Here is a 25940-nt window from a genome sequence, read left to right on the forward strand (position 1 = left end):
GCGCCTTAATTATTTAATTGCTCAAAGATTTCAAAGAATCAATCTGGCGCTGTAGGATTTCAATTTTTTCGGTATTTTCATCAACAGCAGGAATCACTTTAAGGGAATCTACGGTTTTTTGCACCATATCAATCGTTTTGGTTTCCTCAACAAAATAGTAACCTATACCCTCACTGGCCCGCCAAGCTTCGTTTAATTGGTCATAAACCGTTTTATCCCACTGGCTGGGATGCTTTACATCAATCCAAACTACATCGCGATATTCACTATCAATCAATACCAAATCCGGAGTAGCAGAACCGTCAAATTGCTTGGAATTAGTATCGCTGATAGAGGACACCGTACCCATAAAAAACATGCGCTTTTTACCAGCGATATCTTTGATGTAAGGCCTAAATTCCACAGGTGTATTGGCCGTCCAATCGTACTCCTTTCGAGATTCTTGAACTTTTAATGGCATGGCAGAAACACCCGCATAACCTTGTTTTTTGGACGCGTGGTTATAGTAATATAATTTGTCCGTACCATCCGCAGGAACAAATACGCTAAAACTCAAACTGGTGCGCTCCTCGCCCACTGGTTCTAAGCCAAACCAATGATAAAGACCACTATAAGCACCCGTTTCAGTATTTGAAAAATCAAAATCCGTAACATAGGGTTGCTGGTTTTGGTCCTTGGGCATTTCGGGGATTTTAACTGCAGTTTCCATATTCCATGGCAATGGATCACTAAAGCCTCCTAGGAACTTTAAAGATTCTGCCTGTAGTTGAGATACTTTTTCTGCAAGGGTATTTTGTCGGGTTAAATACTCATGGTTTTTCATGTTTTCAGGACTAACATAAGTGCCTTTTCCAATCAAAATACGCTCGATATAATCCTTGAAATCATGTTCGCCATTATCGACTACCATTACGCCACCAAAGGTGGGGTATGGAAATAAAAAGCCTTTCCATTTAATCAAACTCACAACTTGCACCCATTTTCCAGAATCATTTTTCATGTAATAGGTATCACTGGGTTCCATGGTAAATAACTGAAAAAAGTTAAACCGTTGTACCACGGCGTTGTAAGTATTTCTACTAAATTTTAAGGACTCGCCAATTGAAAAGGTCACTGGAATTCGGTTTTCACTTGAAAACCTTGGAAAAGGTGTTGTACTCGAAACCGCAAATACTTCTTCAGTGTTATCCGTCATGCCTTGCCACACATATTTTTCAGTGGGTTGAATGGCCATGGTCCATTTATTCTCGTCTCCGATTCTTACCAAATGCGGTAATGACACGTCTTTTGTTTCTCCAACACTTTCATTAGCCATAGAGAAAATGTTACGCAACGGTTGAATACGTTCATTTTGGGTCAGAGGCAATTCATGTATTTCAACTTTATTAAGATGATTGAATACGTTGTAGGTTTTCATATAATCGTACATTTTGAAATGCCATCCGACGATATATAAAATTCCAAAAAACAATGCCAAAATTCCAAGAATGCCCAATCTGCCTCCGGTACTGGCCGACTTTCTAAACTTTCGCAAACCAAAAAATAGTACTATGACGCTCAATAAAATAATAAAAATGAACTTCCGAACGAACAAAAGTGCTGGTTGGTAATCGTCCCGAAGCACGAACAATAATATCAATAAAATGAGCCCAAAGATGATGGTAATTCTCTTCTGTTTTCCGCCTTTATTCCAATAGTTTTTTATCATTTCCTATTTGTCATTCTGTCCCGACAACTATCGGGATTGTTTCAGAATCATATTTATTAATTAAATCATAGTTATGAGATCCCCAAATAAGTTCGGGATGACAAGTTTTTACTTTAAATACCCTTTATCCTTCAATCGATCCCTAGCACTCTTTTTATATGTATTTGGTTCCTCCTTTGGTGCTTCAGCAACCTTTTCTTCTCCTTCCTTTTTTAAATCCTCAATAAAATCCTTGCCCTTCTCGATAGTATCCTGTACCAAATCTTCAACCACATCACTTTTTTCCTCAATTACTTTTCCTGATTTCAGTACAAAATTAGCAACATAAGTTCCTATTAGGGTTCCTACTGCAATTGATGAAAACGCCGATATACCATTATAGCTATTAAAAATTTGAAAAGGTGATAAAAACTGAACAATAAGCCCTATTAACAAGTAAAACCCAAAGATATAAACCAATCTTGGCAAAAAGGCCTGCTTGAACACAAAGCCCTTTTGCTCCGTGGGTTTCATTTGTAACTCTTTGCTGTTAAATATTTTATTAAAAAAGCGATATAATCTGTTGCCTTGAGATTCCCTCCAGTAGATCAAAATCCCAAATAATATAGCAGCGATAAAAATTACAAGTTCTAAGCCCATAGTAAAAGTGTTTCTATAAAATTAGTCTAAAAAACTTAAATATTGTTACTAATCGTCTCTATTACCCAATCCTTAAAGGACTCGTCCCAATCTTTAAATTTCTCATAAAAATCAGGCTTGTCGTACCAATACCAAAACAGCACGTCCTTTGGGGAAACATTCATTAATAGTTTCCAAACCAAATCCTGATGCTTTGGTTCCAGCGATGAATGTGGTTTGTGCAATGCCACATACAATTTATCATCCACCATATCGGCAATTTTAAATTCATTGCTCACTTCCAATTTTTCAAGATACCGCTCCACGCTCATAATCTTTTTCCGGGATTTGATGTCCAATTTGTTCAAATAGCTTTTGAAAAGAATCGGGTCATTTAAAATATCCTTCATCGGATGTTGCGTTTTTTTCAAATGCGAAAACATCTCAAATTTTTTCACTCTATGGAAACGCTCCGTTTTCACAACCTTTTCCAAATCGCATTCAATAATAGAATGACTCTGGAGTTTTTCAATCAGTTCGGGTTGTTCTATATGATAAATTAGCACGTCATGGGTCGTATCTTTGATAGCTTCGCTATGCCATTCCTCATTTTCAAAAATGGCAATGGGCACAATAAAATCCCTTAACAAATACACCCCACCAAAAGCGCGAGTGTAAAAAGAATCCGTGGTGTATTGTAGTTCATGCAAATCCAAATCCCTGTCCCGGAGGTCGCCATGAGCTTTTGCAGAATCCAAAAGTTTTTGGTGCATGGTTTCGCTGATAAAATTATTGCTCCTGTTGAATTCGGCAACCAGTTCCAATTGTTCTTCCTTTACTTTATCGAGGTTATCAATGAGGTGAAAATGAATCGTGACATTCTTATATTTTAATACATCCAATGGTTCATAAAAGGCATCAATTCCTTGATCAAAATCCAGGCAAATAGCACAATCTCGGGTAATGTCCTTTATTTTTTCGCCGTGGATTTTGAAGACGAATTTCATCATATCCCGATCGAATGTGTGAAATGGCAAGTACACCGGTCTTCCCTTTTGGCGTGGCGAAATCAAAATACCGTGTGGATTCGCTTCCCCATTATTGAGGTAATTAATATCCTTTTTTTCTTCCGCCACTTCCGGACTCCAGCCGATACCATCAATATGAAAAGTTTTGAGTTTAGTTTTCGTAAAGCCCAGTTTTACTAAGCATTTATTGTAACGCTCTACCAGCTTCCCGCTTACGGGAATCAACTCACTTCTGTATAGGTTTGCTTGTTTTAGTTTGTCCATTTATCTCATTCCTGCGCAGGCAGGAATCTATATTTTTTTATCAATAATATTGTGGATTACGCATCAAGTGCGGAATGACAATATTGACTATTCCAATAATTTATGAATAATAGCATACTGCAACAGCACAATCGTACGCGTGTCCACAATCTCGCCATTATGCAACATATTTACTGCTTTTTTAAAAGGGATTTCCATCACTTCGATGTCTTCCGCTTCACTGTCCAGTCCTCCTCCTCCACTCACTTTCATATCGTCCGAGTACTCTCCAACAAAAAAATGCATCTTTTCAGTCATTACTCCTGGCGAGGAATAGCCTTCGTAAACTTTTTTAACCGATTTCAGGCGATAGCCCGTTTCTTCCTCAGTTTCTCGAATTACGCAAGCTTCGGGATTATCTTTGTCCAACATGCCCGCCGCTATCTCCGTCAGCATACCGTCCTCGTTGTCGTTTAAATAGGTCGGTATTCTGAATTGCCTAATCAAAATGACTGTTTTCTTGGTGGTGTTATAGAGCAAGATACCGGCGCCATCGCCCCTATCATAAACCTCCCGCATTTGATTGACCCATTTGCCATTGGGCATCAAATAGTCGAAGTTGTATTTCTTCAGGATATAGTAATTGTCCGAAAGCAAGGTGTTTTCGATATTTTTGATTTTATTGTTGCTCATGTTTTTATACAATTTGGCATGATTTCTATGGATTCCGCATCACGTGCGGAATGACAAAGCATTATGACTTCAGTCCTTTTTGTCATTCTGCGCTACGACGCAGAATCCACTAATATATCCAATCGGAAGACAAATCCTCCCAATTACTATTTTCTTCCTCAATCAAATCAATTTTCCATTGGCGGTTCCAATTCTTCAATTGCTTTTCGCTTTTGATAGCATCATTTACATATTGAAATTGTTCGAAATACATCAATTTATCTAATCCGTATTTGGCTGTAAATCCTGAAACCAATTTCTTTTTGTGTTCAAACATTCTTCTTTCCAAATCGTTTGTCATTCCAATGTATAGTGTGCCATTTCTTTTATTTGTTAATATGTAAACATAAAATTGATAATAATTCCCTTTCATTATTTTTATTATGGATTCCGCATCACGTGCGGAATGACAAAGCATTATGACTTCAGTCCTTTTTGTCATTCTGAGCTACGACGCAGAATCCACTTTTTTATCATGCATCACCATTTATATTGACGCATTAATTCTTATTCTCAAACTCCTGTCGTGCCTCCATTTCAATATTTAATTGATTTACTCTTGCATCCACTTTTCGCTTAAAGTCCGTGTCGGCAATGGTGGCCACATTATCCAAATAACGCACCACTTCCTGACGGCGAATTTCGGAGAAATCCAACCCTTTCATATTGGCCCGCATCAATTCTTGAAGCATATTAAACTTGGTTTCATAATCCTGCTTGAAATAGATTTCTGGATTTTCAAACCAATCCTCATCCAAATCAAAATCTGTCAATCGTAACGAGACTGCACTTTGAATGTTTCGCACGTCACGTGAGGAAAAGAAAGGAAATGCCTCCTGCATGTCCTTATACAAATTGGCATAAAACAAATGCTGATTCGTTTTAAACTTTTGCTCAATCTTATCATATATCTCGTGAACGCGCTCCTCCGTAGGCTTGTCGGTCAACTTTAAAATTTCACCCATATTTTTTGCCAACCCTTGATCTTGCAGGTAGCTGTAGTTTTCCGGGCCTTGCATGTTTATGAAATCTGGCATGGTATCTTCCAGCTTTCGCCACCACAAATGATCTTGGTCCAAAAAGTCGTGTTCCGTCCTGGCACCATCAATCTTAAATCGACCCTGAACACGAGAGATCACCGCCTTATCCAACATTTCTGGCAGGTTGGTAAATAAACCGATGGAACTATTCCCATAATTTACCGCATAAGCCCCTTCGGTATATCTTAAAAACACACCTATCACCTCTTTTACCCCGGCGGAAACACCTTGGGCGGTTCGTTCCTGCAAATTGTTTTCGGCATCATCAATAGGCGCAAAAATTAATTTTGAGGGATCCTGCATGGGCTTCATCCACTCTACCATTTTTTCTGCTGAGCCACCTTGAAAGGTTGATATCAGCGTATCTGGCATGGGGTGGAACAAAAATGGAATGTCAAGCGTATCGCAGTGCTCCTTAAGGCGAGTGGCAATCGCGGCAATCAACATACTTTTTCCCGTTCCCGGGATACCGTAGCCCATAAATACGGGCATAAAACCGCCCAACTCCTGAAATGGGTTTTTCTTTGCCGCAAAATCGTAACTCAACAAACGTTCGGTCAATCGTCGGGCAAAATGCTTTGCGTCCCGGTTACCCACAATTTGTTCAAACTGGATTTTATTGAATTCCACACTTTTGGCAGTACCCTGAAACACGTTGTTCCAACCTGAAACTGCGAATTCAGAGTTTTCCAATTTATAGGTGCGGTCCTCAATCGTTTCGGTATATTCCAAAGAACTCTTTCGCAATTGGATTTCATCAATCAAGGCCTCAAAATACACCACCGTAAAATCAGCAACATCCTTATCGGATTTAATAATTTCGGGATGACCTAAATATTTGTCGAAATAAAACAGTGCGCAAGAAATGCCCTTTATTGGCGACAGTAAAGATACTTCGGGAATACCAGCAAACTTCTGCTTCATTACACTTAAATCATCAGAGGCATGAGCTTTTAAATCATGAAGAATTTTATACGCTGTTGCAAACAGCATAAATGCCGTAGCCGTGTGCATTTTGCTCTCAAATTCCCGCATGCCGTTTCTATCCAATGCGGATTTATTCTCATTCAGACTCGATAAACCAGATGCATCATAGTAACTGTCCTTTATCCAAATTCCCAACGTAATTCCTTCTTGAACCGCATAAAGCGTCTGATTCAAATAAATGGGAATCGCAACCGAATCGGGCAACAACCGCTTTTTTAAGGCCAAAATAGTTTTAGAAACCGAAGTAATTTCAGTGGCACTTGAACCATTGTTCGCCCTCGATAAATACAGTAAAATAGACTCATCCTTGCCGTCCTTGTCCCTGTTTTTTGCGCGAGACCCTTGCTCCCATTGCACGCTTTTTAAATAGGATGAGGCCTCGTCCCGAAGCACATCGAGTTCTGATAGTTTTATAGGGAAAGTTGAGTTGTGTTCCATTTTCTTTGTTTCGTAATTAGTTTAACCTGAAATTATAGAGTTTAGCAGCCTCTTCAATTTCTTCACTTATTCCCCCGTCAAACTTAAAACTATAAACGACCCACTTATCATTAGGTTTGTAAAATTGAAATGTAAATCTTAAAGGTTGACGTTCATATTTTACAAGATAACTTAGCAGGACATAACTATCTGTTAATCTTTTTTCAAAAAGTAATTCTTTACCGTAATACTTTCCAACATAATCTTCATTTAATCCCTCCATCTGACTTTTTAATTGAATAATGGCATCGCCAGCTCTTCCCATCCATTTGTTAGTCCTATAAAGATTGTCTATTGCTTCTGACACTCCCTTTTCTGTGAAATCCCTAAAAAATTGCTCAGAAATGTCATTTGGTGAATTTTGAGACGTACTTGAAATCGATACTAATAAAATTGGAACGATTAGTAATATTTTCTTCATAATTTATAATTATTTTAATTCTATTTCTACCCCGGCAATCTCAATTGGCGGTTTTGCCAACCCATTCATAATATCCGGAGTCTTGTTATACAATAATTGAATGACACGATGTGGTGCAAAAAGATATCGCTTTTGAAATACTTCGTCCCAATGTTGCAAAGTTTGCTTGTTAAAAAAACTGCCTTCCTTAAATTCACTTTTAGAAGCCACTTCAGTCACTTTTAATGAAACCGCATACGATTCCAAAGGAATGGTCTTTTTGCTGATAGCCTGCAAAATGGTGTGGGTTACGGTATTTTCATCCTTCGCAAACATGTTGTGCAAAGGCCCCAAATCCAAACGCTTAATAAACTTAGGATGCACCTTGGATAACTTTTTATCAATTCCATAAGCCATAGTGTCCAAATTCATATTTCGGTCTGCCACATGTTTCAGTATATCGTAAATCTCCTGTTTGGCATCCTGCACATCCGAGCCACCATAATCAAAATACATAAAGCAAATAAACGGTCGGTTCAGCACCACATCATAAAAGCTCCAGCTCGTCATATATTTGGCATCCACCTCCTCTGGCGCATTTACAATTTTGCCCTGCACAAACCGATTAAAAATGTACTTTTTGTTCACCGAAGCATAATACACAATCGAAGCCGCCTGAAACAACCTGCTCTTCTTCACCGGCTGTTTTTTGCGCATTAAAGTGTCCAAAAACTCAGCTTTAAGTGTCTCCACAGGCGTTAACCTCCCCAAATAATCGTCCCGAAGCTCCAAATCGTTAAACAAATACCGAAACTCCAAATAGTTTGGAAACCCCGATTCCGTCAAATCCACCTTCATATTATCCTCTTCGTCATACATATACTTGATGCGCATCGCCTCAATGGAATACAACAGCAAGTCGCAATATTGCTTAAACATGGCCACCTCGGCAGCATTGCAAATCTGCTCCCGTTGCACGGCAACAATCAGCTCCTTGAACACAAAATCCACCATTTTATGGTAAAACGTGTAATGCGCCTTGGAATCTAAAGTAGCAGAATCTAAAGGTGTAACTATTTGGTTTATGGACATTTACTCAGTCTTCGATATGCAGTTAGCAGAACTTTAATTTGAATATTTTGGGCGTTACCCACAAGGGGTCGGGCTTTCACTACTCAATCCCTCCTACGTCGGGGATTTCAAACAGGCCGTTCAATCCCTAACGCAGTCCGAATCTTTGGTTAAAATTCCCGTTATATTTTTGAAAAATTAGGACAATAAATCATCATCCCCAGCCTCAGGTTTTGGTTTTCCGGCCGGTTCACCGTCATCACCCGAAGACTGATTAGCTTCAGCTTTATAATACTCCTCAAAAATTTCCTTCATATCAATACCATAGCGCTCCGCAAAATTCTTTTGGATATCGATGTCCTTCTCCCGGATTTCCTGTAAAGCTTCGGCATAGCTACTGTAAACACCCTGCATCACCTTCTCGTGCACCGGAATATTATCCATCATATCCTGACGTGCTTTGGCACTAGCCGTGTGCATCGCTGCAAGGGTTTCACCAATATGTTCATCGGTTTTTACACCCAAATGTTCCAATATGGCGGCAAACTCTTGGTCCGTTCTGGCTTTTAAGGCAACCACATAGCCATCGTAATATTTCAAACGCTCTTCCGTATCACTCTTAAGTTTTGCACGATGAGTTTGTAAATTGCTTCTTAAGGATGTCAATACTTTGATAGTCAAATTGTGTTTATGCACAAAACTGTCCTTACTGGCCGCTAAAGTAGTATAGGCATTTTTCAAGCCTTCAAGTTCCTCCACTTTTTGCTCAAGCTCGGTCACTTTTCCAATGGCTTTGGCATATGCGGCGGACTGCTTATCAGCAATATCCTCCAATTCCTGTCTAGCCTGTTTCAAAAGCGCATATTGCTCTTCCAATTTAGCCTCAACTTCTTTCTTTTTCTCAAGGGCTTTAGTATGATTTTTTGTGGCCTCAACAATAGCATCCTGTAATTTATCCTCAACCTCTTTGATTTCTATCTCACGATTCTTTAATCGTGTTACCGCCGCTTGGGATTTATAAGATAGTTCCTTTAACAGCGTTTGCACGTCGGCACTTTCAATACGCTCTTGAAACATGGCCTTTGCCCTGTTATCTGCTGAAGCTCTTATTTTTTCGGCGGCTTTTAATGCTTCCTCGGCTTTTTTAATTTTACTTTTTCGGCCCCAAAGGTTATTCCACCAAGTATCTGGTTTACTTTGTGCATCCTCCAACTCTACTTTGGCACGCTCCAATGCTTTTTGGGCATCGTCAATCACCTTTTGCTCCTTAGCATTCAACGATGAGAACTTTTCGAATAAAATGCCAACCTCATCCTGATAATCCGTTAGGTCCTTGATGGCATCCAAAAGCGTAGTTCGATCCTTCTCAGCCATATGCACCACATCGTCCAATGTGGCGTTTAATATTTTTTGGCGAACCTCAGGGTCGTCCTCCTGCGCCAATTTGGATTTCATAGTATCAATGGCCTTTCCCCAATTGACATCTACTTTTTCAGTTTTTTCATTTGAATTGGTTTCCAATAAGTCGAATTCATCAGACATGGTTTATGTAGTGTTTTAAGTTGAACATTTTTAAGGGTAAGCAATTTCGTTAAAAAAGATGACTTTTGAAATATAATTTACCTTTAAATTATGTGTATAATTTGATGTATAAACGTTACAAAGTGTTAAAATCTTAAAAAAAAATTCGTAGGATTTTACATTGAATAAAGTAGGTTAATCACCTTAATTTACTAGCGGTAATGACACTTTGTCTATAAAAAAGTAACGGACATCGATAATTTTAACCGTTTATGTAGTGGTTTACTAAACAAAAAACTGTATATTTGTTAATGCTATTAACCCAAATTTATTGAATGATGTTAATTAATTACCTATTGCTAAAGCCAATTCCCTTATTAATTAGTCAGAGTCAAATCGTGACGATTCTGTCTATTGTGGTAGTCTTTTTTTTGATACTACTAATTTTGGGTGTAAGAAAATCGTATATCCTGAAAAGGGAAAATGACAAACTCAGTGAAACTGGTTCATTGCAGAGTGATGACGACAATAAAACGTATAAAGATTTCCGAGAAGGACACTTGTACGACAACAATTAAAAAAAAACGCCGTACGGCGTTTTTTTATCTCACTAGTTTTTTATACTTAATCCGCTTCGGCATAATATCGCCACCAAGTCGTTTTTTCTTGTTTTCCTCGTAATCCGAAAAACTACCTTCGAAGAAATATACTTGTGAATCACCTTCAAAAGCTAAAATATGCGTACAAATTCTATCCAAGAACCAACGGTCGTGACTAATCACCACCGCGCAACCTGCAAAATTCTCCAAACCTTCTTCCAACGCGCGTAATGTATTCACATCAAGATCGTTAGTGGGCTCATCTAAAAGCAACACATTACCCTCTTCTTTGAGTGTCATTGCCAAATGCAATCGGTTTCGCTCACCTCCAGACAATAGCTTCACCTTTTTATTTTGCTCGCTTCCTGAGAAATTAAAGCGACTCAAATAGGCTCGGGAATTGACCTGTTTTCCACCCATCATCACTAATTCCTGCTCATCACTAAAGTTTTGCCATATCGTTTTTTCGGGATCGATGTTAGAATGGCTTTGGTCCACATAAGCTATTTTAGCGGTATCGCCAACAGCAAATTCACCTTTATCAGGTGTTTCCTCTCCCATAATCATGCGGAAGATGGTGGTTTTACCAGCCCCATTGGGCCCAATAATTCCAACGATTCCCGCTTGTGGCAAATTGAAATTTAAATCGTCATACAACAATCTATCATTATATCCTTTGGCAACACCTTTAGCCTCGATCACATTAGTACCCAATCGTGGCCCATTGGGAATGTATATTTCCAACTTTTCATCCAATTGTTTTTGGTCTTGGCTTAATAGCTTATCGTAATTCTTTAAACGCGCCTTTTGCTTGGTTTGACGGCCTTTTGCACCTTGGCGCACCCATTCCAACTCGCGTTCTAAAGTTTTTTGTCGTTTCGAGGCAGTCTTTCCTTCTTGAGCCATTCGCTTAGACTTTTGGTCCAACCACGAGGAATAGTTGCCTTTCCAAGGAATACCTTCACCTCTATCTAATTCTAAAATCCATCCTGCAACGTTATCTAAAAAGTACCTATCGTGCGTTACGGCAATCACAGTGCCTTTATATTGCGCCAAATGATGTTCCAGCCAATGCACGGATTCGGCATCCAAATGGTTGGTTGGCTCATCTAAAAGTAACACATCTGGTTCTTGCAACAACAATCTGCACAATGCCACCCGACGGCGTTCGCCTCCCGACAATACACCTATTTTCTTATCACCTTCAGGCGTTCTTAAAGCATCCATCGCGATCTCTAACTTCGTATCCAATTCCCAAGCGTTTAAAGCATCTATTTGATCCTGAAGCTCCGCCTGACGGTTCATCAACTTTTCCATCTTGTCAGGGTCGCTATAAACTTCCTCTAAACCGAATTGCTCATTGATCTTGTTGTATTCGTCAAGAATAGCGACGGTTTCAGAAGCGCCTTCTCGGACTACTTCCATCACGGTTTTATCATCATCCAATTTTGGTTCCTGCTCCAAATAGCCCACGGAATAATCTTGCGAAAACACTACATCGCCTTGATAATTCTTATCAACACCCGCAATAATCTTTAAAAGTGTTGATTTTCCAGAACCATTAAGCCCTAAAATCCCAATTTTAGCCCCATAAAAAAAGCTTAAATAAATGTTCTTTAAAACTGGTGTGTTTGCACTCTGAAATGTCTTGGTTACACCAGACATTGAGAAGATTACTTTCTTATCGTCACTCATTCTTTATGTTTATTTGTTGAAAGGTTTAATCGTTTAACCGTGTGTTTAGTTCCTGAAATCGTAAATCGTAATTCTGAAATTGTAAATAGCTAAACCCTCCCCTTTAAAGCATTAAACACCCATGCTATTGCAAAGAAACCAATACCAACGGTAGCAAAACCCCAACCTGCTACATCGTCGTATCGGTATGCACCCATTAAAATCAATACTACGCCCATAATAATCATTAGTACTGTAGCCCAGGCCAAAACTGTATTTTTATTCATCGCCATAATCTCACCTTTTAATCTTTAGTTGAAAAACAAATATCGTAGTTTTCAACAAAAAAAGCACCTGTTACGGTGCTTTTTCGCTATTAACCATTGTAAACCTCTAGTTCATTGGAACTTCTATAACAATAATTTCAGAATCATCGTTGGCAGAAATCTCTAAGGATTCCGTATCCCAAACACCAATGGCATCCCGTTTATTCAATTCGTTTCCAGAAACGTTCACATCCCCTTCGGCAACAAATACATAAAACCCGTTGCTTTCGGCTTTAGGCTTTAAAGTCACGGAATTATCGCCATTCAACTCCGCCCTATAAATATAGGCCTGCTGGCTAATGGGCAATGCATCGCCCTCTAATTTATCCTTCGGAGCCACAACAGTTTGTAATTGATTTTTGCGCTCCGAAACATCAAACTTCCGTTGCTCATAGTTGGGTTCAACCCCCATGGCTTCAGGGATAATCCAAAGTTGCAAAAAGTTAACTTCGTCCGTTTTGCTATCGTTAAATTCCGAATGCGTCAATCCTTTACCCGCACTCATCACCTGCACTTCTCCCACTTCAATAGCGCGTTTATTCCCCATACTGTCTTTGTGGGACAATGCCCCCTTCAAAGGAATAGAAATAATCTCCATATTTTGATGTGGATGCGTGCCAAACCCCATTTTTGGCTGGACCACATCGTCATTCAATACGCGCAATTTTCCAAAATTCATACGCTCAGGGTCTTGATATCCAGCAAAACTAAATGTGTGGTGCGACTTTAACCATCCGTGGTCTGCAAACCCTCTCGTATCTGCTTTGTGAATTATTGTTTTCATATCTACTCTTTTTTTGTTTATTAATTAGCGGGTAAAAAACCCATTTTTCCCATTTGATAATCTCTCATGGCCTCAAGTATTTCTGTTTGTGTGTTCATTACATAAGGCCCATAGGTTGAAATCGGCTCATTAAAAGGCTCACCCGAAAGGAATAACAGTTTACTATCCGCATTGCCTTGAATCGAAAAGCCTTCTCCATCTTGATTGAACTGTACCAATTGATTTTCATTCAATTTTAAAATCTCAGAATTATTTACGGTAATATCACCTTTCAATAAATACAGTAAAGATTGATGGGAATTTGGCACGTTGACCTCAAAATTTCCATCAGCTTCAACATCAATCATAAAAGCATTTACTGAGGTTTGGGTCTGAATACGTCCATAAAAGCCGTTTAATTCTCCAGCAATAATTTGAACATTCACTTTGCTATCATCCGAACTCACCACTCTAAAATCTTCATTTTTTACATGCTGATAATTGGCTTCTGTCATTTTCTTTTCAGCCGGTAAATTCAACCATAGCTGAATCCCTTCAATTGTTCCTCCTTTTTCAACAAAAGTTTTTGTGGGCCCTTCGGCATGCACAATGCCTCTTCCGGCTGTGGTCCACTGGACATCACCAGCTTTAACTATACTTTCATTACCCAACGAATCGCGATGCAACTGCTCTCCCTGAATCAAAAACGTTACAGGTTCAAACCCGCGATGCGGATGTGGCCCCAAATCAAAGGGATTACTTTTTGCATTGATTTCATAAGGTCCGTAATGATGTAATAATATAAACGGATCTATATTATCAATTGTTTGTGTTGGAATGGGTTGCCGTAATCTAATTGGTCCCATATTAACGAAATCACTTCGTCCAACTGTTTTAACACTATTTAGTTTCATTTTAAAACTCCTTTCTTTTTATTTTCCATGGAAAATATTTAATTAAAAAAATATGCGATACTTATCGATTATGAGATTCCTTCCCGATAGCTATCGGGATTCACAGAAATTTTATCGCATTTTATCAAGCAGATTACTTAATTGCTCTGCTTCTTCTTCACTCAAATTATTCAATAAATCCTTATTAAAATCATTTGGTATGTTTTCTAAAAACGTTTTGCCTTCCTCTGTTATGGCAATTTTAACAACTCGCCTATCATGTGCCGAAGGGCAACGTTCTATATAATTTTTAGCACATAGCTTATCCATCAATCTTGTGGCATTTGGTGAACGCTCTAACATCCTATCCTTTATCGTCTGTACATTTAAAGGTTCGTCAGCGCCTCTTAAAATCCTCAAAATGTTATACTGCTGTGGCGAAATACCATACGCTTTAAAAAACTCGTTTTGGTGGCTTGTAATCCAATTTGCGGTATAAATAATGTTCAATAAAGCTTTCACCCTATTATTTGCAAATGTCGAGTTGATATCTTTGGATAAATCTCCCATGCTATTCTAAAATAATACGTCGCTGTATTCTTTTCTCTTCTTAAAAACAGCATTCGCAAAAGGACATAATGGCAAAACTTTTATATTCTTTTCGCGAGCGTAATCTACTGCAGTTTCCACTAATTTATAACCAACACCCTGCCCTTTTAAAGACGGATTTACTTCAGTATGATCTATAATAATCTTATTGTCGCCCGCATAAGTATAAGTCATTTCAGCTTTTTGTTCACCATCTATTTCAACATAAAAACGGCCTTTTTTTCCTAAAACTTCGTGCTTAATTTCCATAATTTACAACGCCGCTTGAAACTTTTCTACTTTACTTTTTAATTCGGCATCCAATTCCGAATTAACAATCTTTCCTTCCGAGAAGTTAGCCCCGAAATTTGGTAATGAGAATACCGCTACAATATTGGCATCATGCCGTGGAAAACGATCTTGTGCAATTTGCAAAACTGATGCTCCTCCTCTGCCTCCAGGTGACGTTGCCATCAACAACATAGGCTTCCCCATAAACGTTTTACCTTCAATTCTTGACATCCAATCGAATAGATTCTTAAATGCCGTAGAATAGGCACCATTATGTTCGGCCAGAGATAAAATAATGCCGTCCGACGCTTTAATCAAATTCAAAAATTTATGTGCATCCTCTGGAATACCGTTCTCTTTTTCTAAATCAATACCGTATAGCGGTAAATCAAAATCGTTTAAATCCAAAATTTCTATGGCAACACCGTCTACAAGACTCGACGCGTATATTGCCAAATGTTTATTTATAGAGTTTTTACTATTACTTCCTGCAAATGCAATTATACGTTTCATATTTCAATTTTGTTTGATACAAAACTACAACAAATAAATTTATATTCCAAGGAATATATTTCCATGTTATGTATTTTAACAAATTATTCACTTTTTATACAGAAATGGGTTTCGTAAATTCGTTAAAAATATTTTCGAGATATGGATATCAACTTCAACAAAAATGAAGATCACAATAAGCTGTTAGTTTCCGAACTCAATAAAAGACTTGCGAAAGTGAGTTTGGGTGGTGGCAAATCACGTATTGAAAAACACCATTTAAAAGGAAAACTGACGGCTAGGGAACGCATTGATTATTTGTTGGATGAGAAGTCCAAATCCATTGAAATTGGCGCTTTTGCTGGTGAAGATATGTACCCCGAACATGGTGGTTGCCCTTCTGGAGGGGTGGTTGTGAAGATTGGATATATTAAAGGAAAGCAATGCATCGTTGTGGCTAATGATGCCACAGTTAAAGCAGGCGCCTGGTTCCCTATTACAGGTAAAAAGAATTTGAGAGCCCAAGAAATTGCTATTGAAAATCGACTGCCTATCATTTATTTGGTAGATTCAGCAGGGGTTTATCTGCCGATGCAGGACGAAATTTTTCCTGACAAGGAGCATTTCGGACGTATTTTTAGAAACAATGCCATTATGAGCAGTATGGGTATTACTCAAATTGCCGCTGTTATGGGAAGTTGTGTGGCAGGTGGGGCCTACCTCCCTATCATGAGCGACGAAGCGTTGATCGTAGACAAAACCGGGAGTATCTTTTTAGCAGGAAGTTATTTGGTAAAGGCCGCCATTGGCGAAAGTATTGACAACGAAACACTAGGAGGCGCCACAACTCACTGTGAAATTTCTGGAGTTACCGATTACAAGGCCAAAAATGACAAGGATGCTTTGGACAAAATCAAAACTATAGTTGATAAAATTGGGGATTACGATAAAGCTGGATTTAACCGCATAGCTTCGCAAAAACCAACTGAAAATCCTGAGGATATTTTTGGCATTCTTCCAAAAAGTCGCGCTGACCAATACGATATGTATGAAATCATCAAACGTTTAGTGGACAATTCAGAATACGAGGAATATAAAGCGGGTTATGGACAAACCATTATTACCTGTTACGCCCGTATTGATGGTTGGGCAGTGGGCATAGTGGCCAATCAGCGGCAAATTGTAAAAACAACTGGCTCCAAAACCAAACCCTCCGAAATGCAGTTTGGCGGTGTGATTTATAACGATTCGGCTGACAAAGCCACTAGATTTATCGCTAATTGCAATCAAAAGAAAATACCATTGGTTTTTTTACAAGATGTCACCGGGTTTATGGTAGGTAGCAAAAGTGAACATTCCGGAATCATCAAAGATGGGGCAAAAATGGTCAATGCCGTTAGTAATTCTGTTGTTCCTAAATTCACTATTGTAATTGGCAATAGTTATGGTGCTGGAAATTACGCCATGTGCGGTAAAGCCTACGATCCGAGATTGATAGTGGCATGGCCAAGTGCCGAACTTGCCGTAATGAGCGGTAATTCGGCTGCAAAAGTATTACTTCAAATTGAAAAGGCTTCCCTTGAAAAACAGGGCGAAAAAATCACAAAGGAAAAGGAAGAAGCACTTTTCAATAAAATAAAAGCACGATACGACAATCAAGTTTCTCCTTACTTTGCCGCCGCCCGTCTTTGGACTGATGCTATTATTGATCCTTTGGAAACCAGAAAATGGATTTCCATGGGTATTGAGGCGGCCAATCATGCGCCTATTGAAAAGCCATTCAATCTTGGCGTACTTCAGGTATAATTTTAAAATCCCATGGTTTTTTTGTACCTTATAAACTGCAAACCAACAACTTAAACTATGGGAACTATAAAAACATTAAATAAGTGGGCGAATAGGCACACCTATATGCCCTTGGATTTGTTGCGCGTTGCGCTTGGTGCTTTTTTATTTATAAAGGGCATCGACTTTATGGGCAATAGTGAAATGCTCGCGCAACTGATTAAGCCGTTTCAGAATATGGCAGGTAGTATGATTATGATACATTATGTAGCTCCGGCACATTTTTTAGGCGGATTGTTGATTGCCTTTGGGCTTTTGACAAGATGGGCTGTTATTGCCCAACTCCCCATTTTGATTGGAGCCATCGTTATCAATTTTGCTGGTGAAATGAATACCGGAAACTTAGTTTTGGCCATTGTTACATTGATGGTATGTGGTTTCTTTTTGATGTACGGCTCGGGCAAACGCTCTTTGGACTATTATTTTAAAATGCAACAGTAAAACAAAAAGCGACTTTTAGTCGCCTTTTGTTTTTTCTACTATAAATTTTGATAGGAAGACACTAACCTTCTGAATTCTGCTCTATATCCGTTTTCATCTTCACCTCTACCTTCATTGGATAGCTCCAACACATCTTCAAGCTTTGAGTTGTTATGGTATTTCGATTGTCTTAATTGCATACCGAAGAGTGCCACCGCCGATGCAAATTTCATATCTTCCGAAGCTTCCGAAACCTTATCTTTCTGAACATGCACTATTTCTATACTTTTAGCTCCATTTGGCTTTTTATATCTAAACTTAACAGTAAATAGTTCATCGCTGTAGTCTGATACTATTTGAGAGTTCGTGTATTTTAAATCGTCCACATCTCTTAGATAGGTAGTTTGCGCACCAACCGGAATGACCTCGTAAAGGGCTGTTACGGTATGCCCGCTCCCCAATTCACCTGCATCTTTGGTATCATCCACAAAATCTTCGTCCTCCAGCATTCTATTCTCGTAGCCTATTAGCCGGTATGCCTGAACCTTATTTGGATTAAACTCCACTTGGATTTTCACGTCCTTTGCAATCGTAAAAAGCGTACCTCCAAATTCCTTTCCAAATACCTTTTGAGCTTCTTGCATGTTGTCGATATACGCATGATTGCCATTGCCTTTATCTGCTAAAGTCTCCAATTTAGAATCTTTGTAATTTCCATAGCCAAAGCCTAGAACCGATAAAAAAACACCCGATTGTCGTTTGGTTTCAATCAGTTTTTCCATAGCCTTATCGCTAGAAGCACCAACATTAAAGTCACCGTCCGTCGCCAAAATCACCCTGTTGTTTCCGTTTTTCTTAAAATGTTGCTCTGCTAATTTGTAAGCCAATTTAATCCCTGCACCACCAGCCGTGGAACCCCCAGACTCTAAACCATTCAAAGCATTTAAAATTTTCTCTTTATGTTTTCCTGAAGTGGGTTCTAAAACTACACCAGCGGCTCCGGCGTAAACCACAATAGATACTTTATCCTCACCCCTCAATTGATTGACTAAAAGCTTAAATGCCGATTTTAACAAAGGGAGCTTGTTTTGTGAACTCATGGAACCCGATACATCAACTAAAAACGTAAGGTTAGATGGTGGTAATTCTTCATAGCCGTAGGTTTTACCTTGAAGCCCAATTTTTACGATTCGAGTGTCGTTGTGCCATGGTGTTTGGGCCACTTCTGTATGTATGGCGAATGGATGTACTCCAGTGGGTTGTGGATACTCATAATCGAAATAGTTAATCATTTCTTCAATCTTTACAGCGTCAGGTTGAATGGCCATTCCGTTGTTTATCATTCTCCGAATGTTGCTATACGAGGCTTTATCCACATCGATGGAAAAGGTGGATAACGGGGACAAAGTGGTTCTCTTAAAACTATTCTCTTCAATCACAGCATAGCTTTCATTATTTTGAATTCTGAAATTGCCTTGGTGAGTGGTTATCACCACACATCCATGTTTTGCAATTTTGCCAAATTTATCTTTGGCATCCCCTTTGCCATATTCCACTTTGCTATCAATATCCGATTCGGGAATACTTTCAATAATGTAGTTGTTTTCCTTTTTTATGGGTTGTCCGTCAACAATATATAGTGGTGCTTGGGCCTTGCTCTCGCTATGATTTTTGGTTGAGATTAAAATAACTCCGCTTGCTCCCCTAGTCCCGTAAATTGCCGTTGATGCAACATCCTTTAAAACGTCTATGGATTGGATTTGGTTTGGATTTAAGCACTCCATAGTATTGTATGGCACAATTGCTCCATCAATTATAACTAATGGGTTATTTTGCGAGACCAAAGAGCTCATCCCCCCAATACGGATTTGTGTACTTTTCCCTGGATTTCCATTAGCACTAGTGAACGCTACCCCAGCTATCTTGCCCTGCAAGGTTTTTTCAATTGAAGTAGATTGAATTTGATTGGCCAACTTTTGATGATAGTCTTTTTGCTTTCTACGCTTTATTTGCGAAGCGGAAGGTGTTGGTGATGAAACCATTGAAACGGATCCAGTTAAGGACTTCCTTTTCATGGTGCCATAACCTATAACCACAACTTCTTCTAAACGGGCGACGTCTTCCTCTAAGGCAATAGAAACGGTAGTTCGATTTCCTACTTTTACTTCTTTGGTAGCAAACCCCAAATAGCTGAAAACCAAGATATCTGAAGATTTTGCCTTGATTTCATACAAGCCATCAAAATCGGTTACCGCTCTTGTTGTCGTTCCTTTGACAATAACATTTACTCCAGGGATTTCTATGCCATCAGAAGCAGATGTTACCTTCCCTGTAATAAGTTTTTCTTGGGACTGAATTTGAGTTGATACAGCCAATGCAAAAATTAATGTTAATAGTGCTTTCATAATAGTTGATTTTAAAGTTTAGCATAAAACTATAATCAACTAATGGAGCAAAAAACCGAGAATGAGTAAACCCCACTTTTGAGCGAGTAAAGCATAAAAAAAGGCGAACCGAAGTCCGCCTCAAAATATTTTGCATATTGGTACTATTTAATTTCCGTGCTGTAAGGAAACATCAACTGCACCCCTTGTTTTTGAGATAGACGTTTTATTTCCTTTAGAGTTTTATAATTGGCCTCCCCGATTTCTTCCTTCATTATGGTTTCCTTAGCTTTCGCCAAACCGAAAGCCTCCAGCATTTCGTCCAAATCCTTTTCAAAAACGGGAAATTCCTTTATTTTATAATCTTCAATGTCCGCTGCCTCGGCAGCGTACTTTAGAGCAACATCCAATCCTCCCAATTCATCAACTAATCCTCTTTCTAAAGCATCTACTCCCGTCCAAACCCTTCCTTGGGCAATGGCCTCGACATCTTCAGCAGGCATATCCCGGCCCTCTGCCACACGCTTCGAAAATAAAGTATAAGTGTCCTGGATACCTTCTTTGATAAATTGACGCTGCGTATCGTCCAAAGGTTCTAAAAGGCTGAAAGGGATAGCGTTTTTATTGGTCTTTACTTGTTCAGCATTGATTCCCATGTTATCAGCCAATCTGCTAAAATTAGGCAACATCCCTATCACACCAATACTTCCTGTAATGGTTGTGGACTGGGCCACTATTTTGTCTGCATGCGCCGCAATGTAATACCCTCCTGAAGTGGCCATATTCCCCATAGATACAATAACTGGTTTCTTCTTTTTAGCCAACTCAATTTCTCGCCATATTAATTCACTAGCCAAGGCACCACCACCGGGGGAATTAATTCGAAGTACGATGGCTTTTATTCTGTCGTCTTCCCTCGCATCCTCAATGGCTTTATTAATCGTAAGATGGCCTACATAACCTTTTTCGGCTGTACCATAAATAATTTCACCTTCGGCATAAATCACTGCGATTTTGTTTTTGCTCGATTTAGCCCTCAATTTTGGAGCCACAGATAGGGCATAATCCTCTATAAAAACTCGATTTAAAGGTTTATCGTTGGCAACAGCCACTGCTGTTTTTAATTGGCTCTCATAGTCATCATAATACCCCAGCTTATCTATCAACTTAGTAGATACGGCCAATTGAGGAGTGCGCACCAACAGGTTATCTGCGATACTATCTAAATCCGCAACCGAAATTTCCCTGGCTTCAGAAATATCTTTTTTTACTTCGATCCATAAACCATTCAAATAGGCTTGTATTTGTTCGCGGTTGGCATCGCTCATCTGATTTTCCAAAAAGGGCTCGGCAGCATTCTTATACTTTCCGTGCCGTATCACCTCAAGCTTTATTCCCGATTTTTCCTGAAAATCCTTGAAAAACAACATCTCGGTATAAAACCCCTTGAACTCCAATTCTCCCGCCGGATTGAGCATAATGGTATCAGCAACCGAACTCAAATAATAATCCTTTTGTGAAAAAACATCCGCATAAGCCGTGATAAATTTCCCAGATTTCTTAAAATCAATCAGCGCCTTCCTCAAAGCTTTCGTCTGCGAAATACCAGCATCAATAAAGTTGTTTTCAATGGTAATACCTTTAATTTTGTCGTCCGTGGCCGCATAATTTATGGCGTCAATTAAATTGAACAATCCATTTTTTTCATCCTCATTTAAAAAGGGGTAGTCCTTAAACACTGTTTTTCCTGCATAATCATTTATGGGAAAGTCCAACTTCAATTCCAAAATGGAATTTGGCTTTACCGTAACCACTTCCTCGGATGATCCGCCAAGCAATGCGCCCAAAACTACCAGCATAAAAAAGCCCAAGGCACAAAACACAAAAATGCCCACAACAGTGGATAAAACTCGTCCTAAAAATTTCATAGTAATTTAGATTTACTCATTAGTCTGAAAAACCAATAAATGTTACAGTTTTCAAACTTTACAATCGATTTATACAATGTTGCAAATCTAGAAAACTTAAAGTAAAGAATTTATAACTTTGCGTTTTCATTTTTTTCGTTAAAATAGGCATGATTCACATCCATGAAAAAACATCACAAGATTTAGAATTCCCCACGGTTTTACAACAAGTGAGCGAACTTTGCATTACCCCTTTGGGCAATGCTTCGGCTCTTAAAATTGCACCATATAAAACAAAGGAGGAACTCCAAAAGTCTCTGCATCTTACCAATGAATATGTGTCTTCGTTTTACAATGACAACAGAATTCCCAATCATGGCTTTGATACGATTTCAAAGGAATTAAAACTTTTAAATATTGAAAACACCTATTTGGAAGTGCATAGTTTGAAAAAGATTGTGGCGATTTCTACCACTGCCAACGAGATTGTGCTATTTCTAAAAAAGTTTGAAGAATATTACCCCAATTTAAATGATTTTGCGTCGCATATTGAAGTGACCAAGGTATTGATTGAAAAAATTGAAAGCATTGTGGATCGCTTTGGGGATATTCGGGATAATGCTTCTGTTTTGCTATCGGAATTAAGGCAATCCATCAACCGCGTGAAAGGTAAAATCAACCAAAGTTTTGCCGCGGCTTTGAATACCTATCACAATCTGGAATATCTGGATGACATACGAGAGTCGGTAGTAGATAACAGACGGGTATTGGCCGTTAAAGCCATGTACCGTCGAAAAGTAAAAGGCAGTGTGATGGGAGGCAGTAAAACGGGAAGCATCGTTTATATTGAGCCAGAAACCACCTTGCAACATTCGCGCGAACTGAATAATTTGGAATACGAAGAACGCGAGGAAATCGTTCGGATTTTAAAGGAAGTTACCGATTTTATCCGGCCATTTTTGCCTTTGCTGAAAGACTACCAAAACTTTCTGATTGCCATGGATGTGATTGCCGCCAAGGCGAAATATGCCAAATCCATGAACGCCATTCTTCCAGAATTTTCGGAGGATAAAAGTATGTTTTTGCGTGACGCCTACCACCCCCTGCTCTATTTGAATAATTTGGAAAAAAAGGAAAAAACCTTTCCTCAGACCATTGAACTGAACAAAGACAGTCGCATTATTGTGATTTCGGGGCCGAATGCCGGAGGTAAAAGTATCACTTTAAAAACCATTGGATTACTCCAAGTAATGTTGCAAAGTGGACTTTTAATCCCTGTGCACGAGCGCAGTAAAGTTTGCTTGTTCGATAGGATTTTAAGCGATATCGGAGACAATCAATCTATTGAAAATCATCTGAGTACCTATAGTTATCGCTTGAAACAAATGAACTATTTTCTTAGAAAGTGTAATAAAAACACGCTTTTTTTAATTGATGAATTTGGTACGGGAAGTGACCCCGAATTGGGTGGCGCACTGGCCGAAACCTTTTTGGAAGAGTTTTATCATCGGGAAGCTTTTGGCATTATCACGACGCATTATTCCAATTTAAAGATTTTGGCAACGGAACTGCCATACATGATAAACGCCAACATGCTGTTTAACGAACGGACTTTAGAGCCGATGTTTAAATTGGTAGTGGGGCAAGCCGGCAGTAGTTTTACGTTTGAAGTGGCACAGAAAAACGGAATTCCCTATTCGTTAATCAATCGTGCAAAAAAGAAAATTGAGCGCAGCAAAGTGCGTTTTGATGCCACCATTGCCAAACTTCAAAAGGAACGTTCGCGTCTAGAAAAAACCGGACAATCCTTAAAAATAAACGAAAAGAAAAAGGAAGAGGAAGCCGATAAACTGGAAGAAATCAATGCAAAAATCCAGAAGAAACTGGAAAGCTATCAAGAGCTTTATGATAGCAACCAACGTTTGATTTATTTGGGACAAAAAGTAAATGATATTGCCGAAAAATACTTCAGCAACAAGCGTAAACGCGAGTTAATGGATGAGTTGTTTAAACTGGTTCAAATAGAAAACTCGAAACGTAAAAAGATTTCCGCTCGTCAAAAAAAGGCGGAAAAAGTGAAGGAAAAACAGGTAAAGCAAGAGGTTGAAAAAAAGGTAAACGTTATCCGACAGAAGAAAAAGGCCGAAAAGAAAAAAGCCGCCGAAGCCCCACCAAAACCAAAACCTATTTTAAAAATTGGGGACAGGGTACGCATGGAAGATGGCCGTGCTATTGGCACCATTGACAAAATTGAAAAAACCAAAGCTGTAGTGAATTATGGGATGTTTACGACTAATGTGAGTTTGGAGCAGTTGGAGTTGGTGGAGGCGGTTAAGAAGTAGGCAGTGTTCAGTGGGCAGCCGCAGTCTCAGTTGCAGTTGTGATACATAGATGTTTGGAAGCGTTTTATAGCAACCCTCCTAATTTCGATATCATCGAAATTTTCCTCCCTTTTCAAAAGGGAGGAGCCGATATTTGATAAAATTTAGCAGAATTTTAAAGATTCCAGAATTTATTATCACACTTAGCTCTCCTCTTTTTGTAAAGAGGAGAATGAATTTCAATTTTCATTAAAAAAATTGAAAGAAAGAGGAGTTAAGGCCTTTCACAACGCATTTTTTTCGTCTAACGAACACTTCTGCTTGCAATATCTTTCATGGCATAATACAAATGAGCCAAACTATTTGTGGAATTAATTGGATTGAATGCATCAGCGCACACTAGTGGGCAACTTTATTTTTGTCCTTCAGAATATGCAGGCATGATTTGGTTTTTGAAATGATGATGGCACTGGGATTGGAAGTTTTTTGTTGAAGAATTTGGGGGTACGCTTATCGGTCTAGGTTATGAAAAGTAGCGTTGTCAGTGATACTGGTTTTCTGATTAATGCTGATGTTAATAAAAAAGCGCAAACCATCTGGAATGCGCTTATCTCGCTATTTTTTATATACGTCGTTAGCAAATGTTTTTAAATCGGAAGTGATTTAAGATTACTTAGTGACTTTTTTGCCAAATCAACTTTTTCAGGGAACAATTCCTTTCCTTTAATATCTTTGGCAATAACAGATATTCTCTTCTTTGTCGACTTCGACATAGAGAGAACTTTCTTTGCTTTTAATATTTGTTTTTTTCGTTCCATTTTTATTTGTTCTAGTAGTATACATTAAAGAAAAACAAGTTTTTCTTTAATGTATACTACAAAGTTAGCTTATTTTTTCTTAAAAACCAAAATTCCAATATACTCATTTTCAGGGATATATTGAACAAAATCTGGTTTTTCTCCATTCGTTAATCCAAAAAAGACATATTCTTTACTTAATTCAACAAAATTCTTATTGACATAGTATCTATACGTCTTAATTCTTCTATTAAAGTTACGACATTCCTCGTCACAATTTTTAGCACAAGTCGGTTGACAAAGTGCCATAAAATCTTCAGCACTATCACTACCCTGAACCCAAATAGCTGAATTTTTATTTTCTTGAAAAAATTTTGGCACAGTATTTAAAACCGTACTAAAAACTTTCCACATATCTCCATTATTACTATTAATATCGTCAAGAATTGTACCAGTTTCTTCTTCATAATCTCCGAAACCCAAATTATATACTGTTCTACCATCTCTTTTAGTAACTGGTGTATATTCAATGGCTTTAATTATTGATTGATTTCCTTTGCTTTCAAAAAGATATTGAAGCTTCTTAGTTCCAGTATCGAGCAGTTCTGTCTTATAAGCAGTAATGTTATTCAATATCTATAAATTTTTTGTGAAAATAATGAAATCAAATATTTGCTAACGGTTAGATATGTTTGCATTTTAATCAATTCTATCGTTCGATAAGCGAAGTTCGCTATTTTATGTCAAAAAATCAATACGTACGTATGCGTAATTATCAACAAACAGGTTTCCGAAAAAGAGGCACTGTTGAGGCC

At 38.5% G+C, this 25940-nt stretch carries 24 protein-coding genes; 4 read left to right on the forward strand and 20 right to left on the reverse strand.

The genetic code is table 11. The annotated features are described in order from the left end of the window. Positions 1-13 precede the first annotated feature (13 nt). The 9 genes from H7U19_RS11505 to H7U19_RS11545 form a co-directional block, all read right to left on the reverse strand. Positions 14-1708, reverse strand: coding sequence for a hypothetical protein (locus H7U19_RS11505; protein ID WP_186562473.1), 1695 nt, complete (start codon positions 1706-1708; stop codon positions 14-16). A 108-nt stretch (positions 1709-1816) separates the two neighbouring features. Then, positions 1817-2347, reverse strand: coding sequence for a hypothetical protein (locus tag H7U19_RS11510; RefSeq protein ID WP_186562475.1), 531 nt, complete (start codon positions 2345-2347; stop codon positions 1817-1819). A gap of 35 nt (positions 2348-2382) precedes the next feature. Then, on the reverse strand, positions 2383-3618 hold the full coding sequence (locus H7U19_RS11515; RefSeq protein ID WP_186562477.1) for a DUF6638 family protein: 1236 nt from the start codon (positions 3616-3618) through the stop codon (positions 2383-2385). 87 nt (positions 3619-3705) lie between these two features. After that, positions 3706-4290 (reverse strand): NUDIX domain-containing protein, encoded by a 585-nt coding sequence (locus H7U19_RS11520; protein WP_186562479.1) that lies wholly within the window; start codon positions 4288-4290, stop codon positions 3706-3708. 109 nt (positions 4291-4399) lie between these two features. Continuing rightward, on the reverse strand, positions 4400-4702 hold the full coding sequence (locus tag H7U19_RS11525; RefSeq protein ID WP_186562481.1) for a GIY-YIG nuclease family protein: 303 nt from the start codon (positions 4700-4702) through the stop codon (positions 4400-4402). A 127-nt stretch (positions 4703-4829) separates the two neighbouring features. After that, positions 4830-6794, reverse strand: coding sequence for an AAA family ATPase (locus H7U19_RS11530; RefSeq protein WP_186562483.1), 1965 nt, complete (start codon positions 6792-6794; stop codon positions 4830-4832). 16 nt (positions 6795-6810) lie between these two features. Then, a complete protein-coding gene (locus H7U19_RS11535) occupies positions 6811-7254 on the reverse strand; it encodes a hypothetical protein (RefSeq protein WP_186562485.1) in 444 nt (147 codons plus the stop codon). A 9-nt stretch (positions 7255-7263) separates the two neighbouring features. Beyond that, positions 7264-8325 (reverse strand): hypothetical protein, encoded by a 1062-nt coding sequence (locus H7U19_RS11540; protein ID WP_186562487.1) that lies wholly within the window; start codon positions 8323-8325, stop codon positions 7264-7266. A gap of 177 nt (positions 8326-8502) precedes the next feature. Beyond that, positions 8503-9846, reverse strand: a complete 1344-nt coding sequence (locus tag H7U19_RS11545) for a coiled-coil domain-containing protein (protein WP_186562489.1) — start codon at positions 9844-9846, stop codon at positions 8503-8505. A gap of 314 nt (positions 9847-10160) precedes the next feature. On the opposite strand from H7U19_RS11545, the gene H7U19_RS11550 reads away from it, so the two are divergent. Continuing rightward, positions 10161-10403: an OadG family protein gene (locus tag H7U19_RS11550; protein ID WP_186562491.1), complete on the forward strand. Its 243-nt coding sequence runs from the start codon at positions 10161-10163 to the stop codon at positions 10401-10403. A 24-nt stretch (positions 10404-10427) separates the two neighbouring features. On the opposite strand, the gene ettA is transcribed toward H7U19_RS11550, so the two are convergent. From ettA to H7U19_RS11585, 7 genes are all read right to left on the reverse strand, one after another. Continuing rightward, positions 10428-12119: an energy-dependent translational throttle protein EttA gene (gene ettA, locus H7U19_RS11555; protein WP_186562493.1), complete on the reverse strand. Its 1692-nt coding sequence runs from the start codon at positions 12117-12119 to the stop codon at positions 10428-10430. Between the two features lie 89 nt (positions 12120-12208). Then, positions 12209-12391, reverse strand: a complete 183-nt coding sequence (locus H7U19_RS11560; protein ID WP_019387444.1) for a CAL67264 family membrane protein — start codon at positions 12389-12391, stop codon at positions 12209-12211. Between the two features lie 100 nt (positions 12392-12491). Then, entirely contained in the window at positions 12492-13208 is a 717-nt protein-coding gene (locus H7U19_RS11565; RefSeq protein WP_186562495.1) for a pirin family protein, read from the reverse strand. Between the two features lie 20 nt (positions 13209-13228). Further along, a complete protein-coding gene (locus tag H7U19_RS11570) occupies positions 13229-14101 on the reverse strand; it encodes a pirin family protein (RefSeq protein ID WP_186562497.1) in 873 nt (290 codons plus the stop codon). Positions 14102-14212: 111 nt separating this feature from the next. Then, a complete protein-coding gene (locus H7U19_RS11575; RefSeq protein ID WP_186562499.1) occupies positions 14213-14650 on the reverse strand; it encodes a MarR family winged helix-turn-helix transcriptional regulator in 438 nt (145 codons plus the stop codon). Between the two features lie 6 nt (positions 14651-14656). Further along, on the reverse strand, positions 14657-14938 hold the full coding sequence (locus H7U19_RS11580; protein WP_186562501.1) for a GNAT family N-acetyltransferase: 282 nt from the start codon (positions 14936-14938) through the stop codon (positions 14657-14659). A 3-nt stretch (positions 14939-14941) separates the two neighbouring features. After that, on the reverse strand, positions 14942-15472 hold the full coding sequence (locus H7U19_RS11585; RefSeq protein ID WP_186562503.1) for an NADPH-dependent FMN reductase: 531 nt from the start codon (positions 15470-15472) through the stop codon (positions 14942-14944). Between the two features lie 141 nt (positions 15473-15613). Between H7U19_RS11585 and H7U19_RS11590 the strand changes: the two genes are divergently transcribed. Together H7U19_RS11590 and H7U19_RS11595 are read left to right on the forward strand one after the other, a co-directional pair. After that, the gene (locus H7U19_RS11590; protein WP_186562505.1) at positions 15614-17257 is read left to right on the forward strand and encodes an acyl-CoA carboxylase subunit beta; all 1644 of its coding nucleotides are present in this window, start codon (positions 15614-15616) and stop codon (positions 17255-17257) included. A gap of 57 nt (positions 17258-17314) precedes the next feature. Continuing rightward, positions 17315-17737 carry a DoxX family protein gene (locus tag H7U19_RS11595; RefSeq protein ID WP_186562507.1) on the forward strand — a complete coding sequence of 141 codons (423 nt, stop codon included), beginning with the start codon at positions 17315-17317 and terminating at the stop codon, positions 17735-17737. 38 nt (positions 17738-17775) lie between these two features. On the opposite strand, the gene H7U19_RS11600 is transcribed toward H7U19_RS11595, so the two are convergent. Together H7U19_RS11600 and sppA are read right to left on the reverse strand one after the other, a co-directional pair. Beyond that, positions 17776-20121 (reverse strand): VWA domain-containing protein, encoded by a 2346-nt coding sequence (locus tag H7U19_RS11600; RefSeq protein ID WP_186562508.1) that lies wholly within the window; start codon positions 20119-20121, stop codon positions 17776-17778. A gap of 143 nt (positions 20122-20264) precedes the next feature. After that, positions 20265-22028: a signal peptide peptidase SppA gene (gene sppA / locus H7U19_RS11605; protein ID WP_186562510.1), complete on the reverse strand. Its 1764-nt coding sequence runs from the start codon at positions 22026-22028 to the stop codon at positions 20265-20267. 149 nt (positions 22029-22177) lie between these two features. On the opposite strand from sppA, the gene H7U19_RS11610 reads away from it, so the two are divergent. After that, entirely contained in the window at positions 22178-24349 is a 2172-nt protein-coding gene (locus tag H7U19_RS11610; RefSeq protein WP_186562512.1) for an endonuclease MutS2, read from the forward strand. Between the two features lie 626 nt (positions 24350-24975). On the opposite strand, the gene H7U19_RS11615 is transcribed toward H7U19_RS11610, so the two are convergent. Together H7U19_RS11615 and H7U19_RS11620 are read right to left on the reverse strand one after the other, a co-directional pair. Then, on the reverse strand, positions 24976-25146 hold the full coding sequence (locus tag H7U19_RS11615) for a hypothetical protein (RefSeq protein WP_186562514.1): 171 nt from the start codon (positions 25144-25146) through the stop codon (positions 24976-24978). Between the two features lie 69 nt (positions 25147-25215). Beyond that, the gene (locus H7U19_RS11620; protein WP_246454775.1) at positions 25216-25758 is read right to left on the reverse strand and encodes a DUF6934 family protein; all 543 of its coding nucleotides are present in this window, start codon (positions 25756-25758) and stop codon (positions 25216-25218) included. Positions 25759-25940: the final 182 nt, after the last annotated feature.

Source organism: Hyunsoonleella aquatilis (assembly GCF_014270105.1).
In the GTDB taxonomy this organism is placed as follows: Bacteria; Bacteroidota; Bacteroidia; order Flavobacteriales; family Flavobacteriaceae; genus Jejuia; species Jejuia aquatilis.

Excerpts from the sequence above, each read along its gene's own strand:
- H7U19_RS11580 (WP_186562501.1), bottom strand. The coding sequence starts at position 14,938 with ATGGAAATTAAGCACGAAGTTTTAGGAAAAAAAGGCCGTTTTTATGTT.
- H7U19_RS11585 (WP_186562503.1), bottom strand. The coding sequence starts at position 15,472 with ATGAAACGTATAATTGCATTTGCAGGAAGTAATAGTAAAAACTCTATA.
- H7U19_RS11610 (WP_186562512.1), top strand. The coding sequence starts at position 22,178 with ATGATTCACATCCATGAAAAAACATCACAAGATTTAGAATTCCCCACG.
- H7U19_RS11575 (WP_186562499.1), bottom strand. The coding sequence starts at position 14,650 with ATGGGAGATTTATCCAAAGATATCAACTCGACATTTGCAAATAATAGG.
- H7U19_RS11600 (WP_186562508.1), bottom strand. The coding sequence starts at position 20,121 with ATGAAAGCACTATTAACATTAATTTTTGCATTGGCTGTATCAACTCAA.
- H7U19_RS11590 (WP_186562505.1), top strand. The coding sequence starts at position 15,614 with ATGGATATCAACTTCAACAAAAATGAAGATCACAATAAGCTGTTAGTT.
- H7U19_RS11540 (WP_186562487.1), bottom strand. The coding sequence starts at position 8,325 with ATGTCCATAAACCAAATAGTTACACCTTTAGATTCTGCTACTTTAGAT.
- sppA (WP_186562510.1), bottom strand. The coding sequence starts at position 22,028 with ATGAAATTTTTAGGACGAGTTTTATCCACTGTTGTGGGCATTTTTGTG.
- H7U19_RS11520 (WP_186562479.1), bottom strand. The coding sequence starts at position 4,290 with ATGAGCAACAATAAAATCAAAAATATCGAAAACACCTTGCTTTCGGAC.
- H7U19_RS11550 (WP_186562491.1), top strand. The coding sequence starts at position 10,161 with ATGATGTTAATTAATTACCTATTGCTAAAGCCAATTCCCTTATTAATT.
- H7U19_RS11515 (WP_186562477.1), bottom strand. The coding sequence starts at position 3,618 with ATGGACAAACTAAAACAAGCAAACCTATACAGAAGTGAGTTGATTCCC.
- H7U19_RS11570 (WP_186562497.1), bottom strand. The coding sequence starts at position 14,101 with ATGAAACTAAATAGTGTTAAAACAGTTGGACGAAGTGATTTCGTTAAT.
- H7U19_RS11615 (WP_186562514.1), bottom strand. The coding sequence starts at position 25,146 with ATGGAACGAAAAAAACAAATATTAAAAGCAAAGAAAGTTCTCTCTATG.
- H7U19_RS11565 (WP_186562495.1), bottom strand. The coding sequence starts at position 13,208 with ATGAAAACAATAATTCACAAAGCAGATACGAGAGGGTTTGCAGACCAC.
- H7U19_RS11545 (WP_186562489.1), bottom strand. The coding sequence starts at position 9,846 with ATGTCTGATGAATTCGACTTATTGGAAACCAATTCAAATGAAAAAACT.
- H7U19_RS11595 (WP_186562507.1), top strand. The coding sequence starts at position 17,315 with ATGGGAACTATAAAAACATTAAATAAGTGGGCGAATAGGCACACCTAT.
- H7U19_RS11525 (WP_186562481.1), bottom strand. The coding sequence starts at position 4,702 with ATGAAAGGGAATTATTATCAATTTTATGTTTACATATTAACAAATAAA.
- H7U19_RS11510 (WP_186562475.1), bottom strand. The coding sequence starts at position 2,347 with ATGGGCTTAGAACTTGTAATTTTTATCGCTGCTATATTATTTGGGATT.
- H7U19_RS11560 (WP_019387444.1), bottom strand. The coding sequence starts at position 12,391 with ATGGCGATGAATAAAAATACAGTTTTGGCCTGGGCTACAGTACTAATG.
- H7U19_RS11530 (WP_186562483.1), bottom strand. The coding sequence starts at position 6,794 with ATGGAACACAACTCAACTTTCCCTATAAAACTATCAGAACTCGATGTG.
- ettA (WP_186562493.1), bottom strand. The coding sequence starts at position 12,119 with ATGAGTGACGATAAGAAAGTAATCTTCTCAATGTCTGGTGTAACCAAG.
- H7U19_RS11535 (WP_186562485.1), bottom strand. The coding sequence starts at position 7,254 with ATGAAGAAAATATTACTAATCGTTCCAATTTTATTAGTATCGATTTCA.
- H7U19_RS11505 (WP_186562473.1), bottom strand. The coding sequence starts at position 1,708 with ATGATAAAAAACTATTGGAATAAAGGCGGAAAACAGAAGAGAATTACC.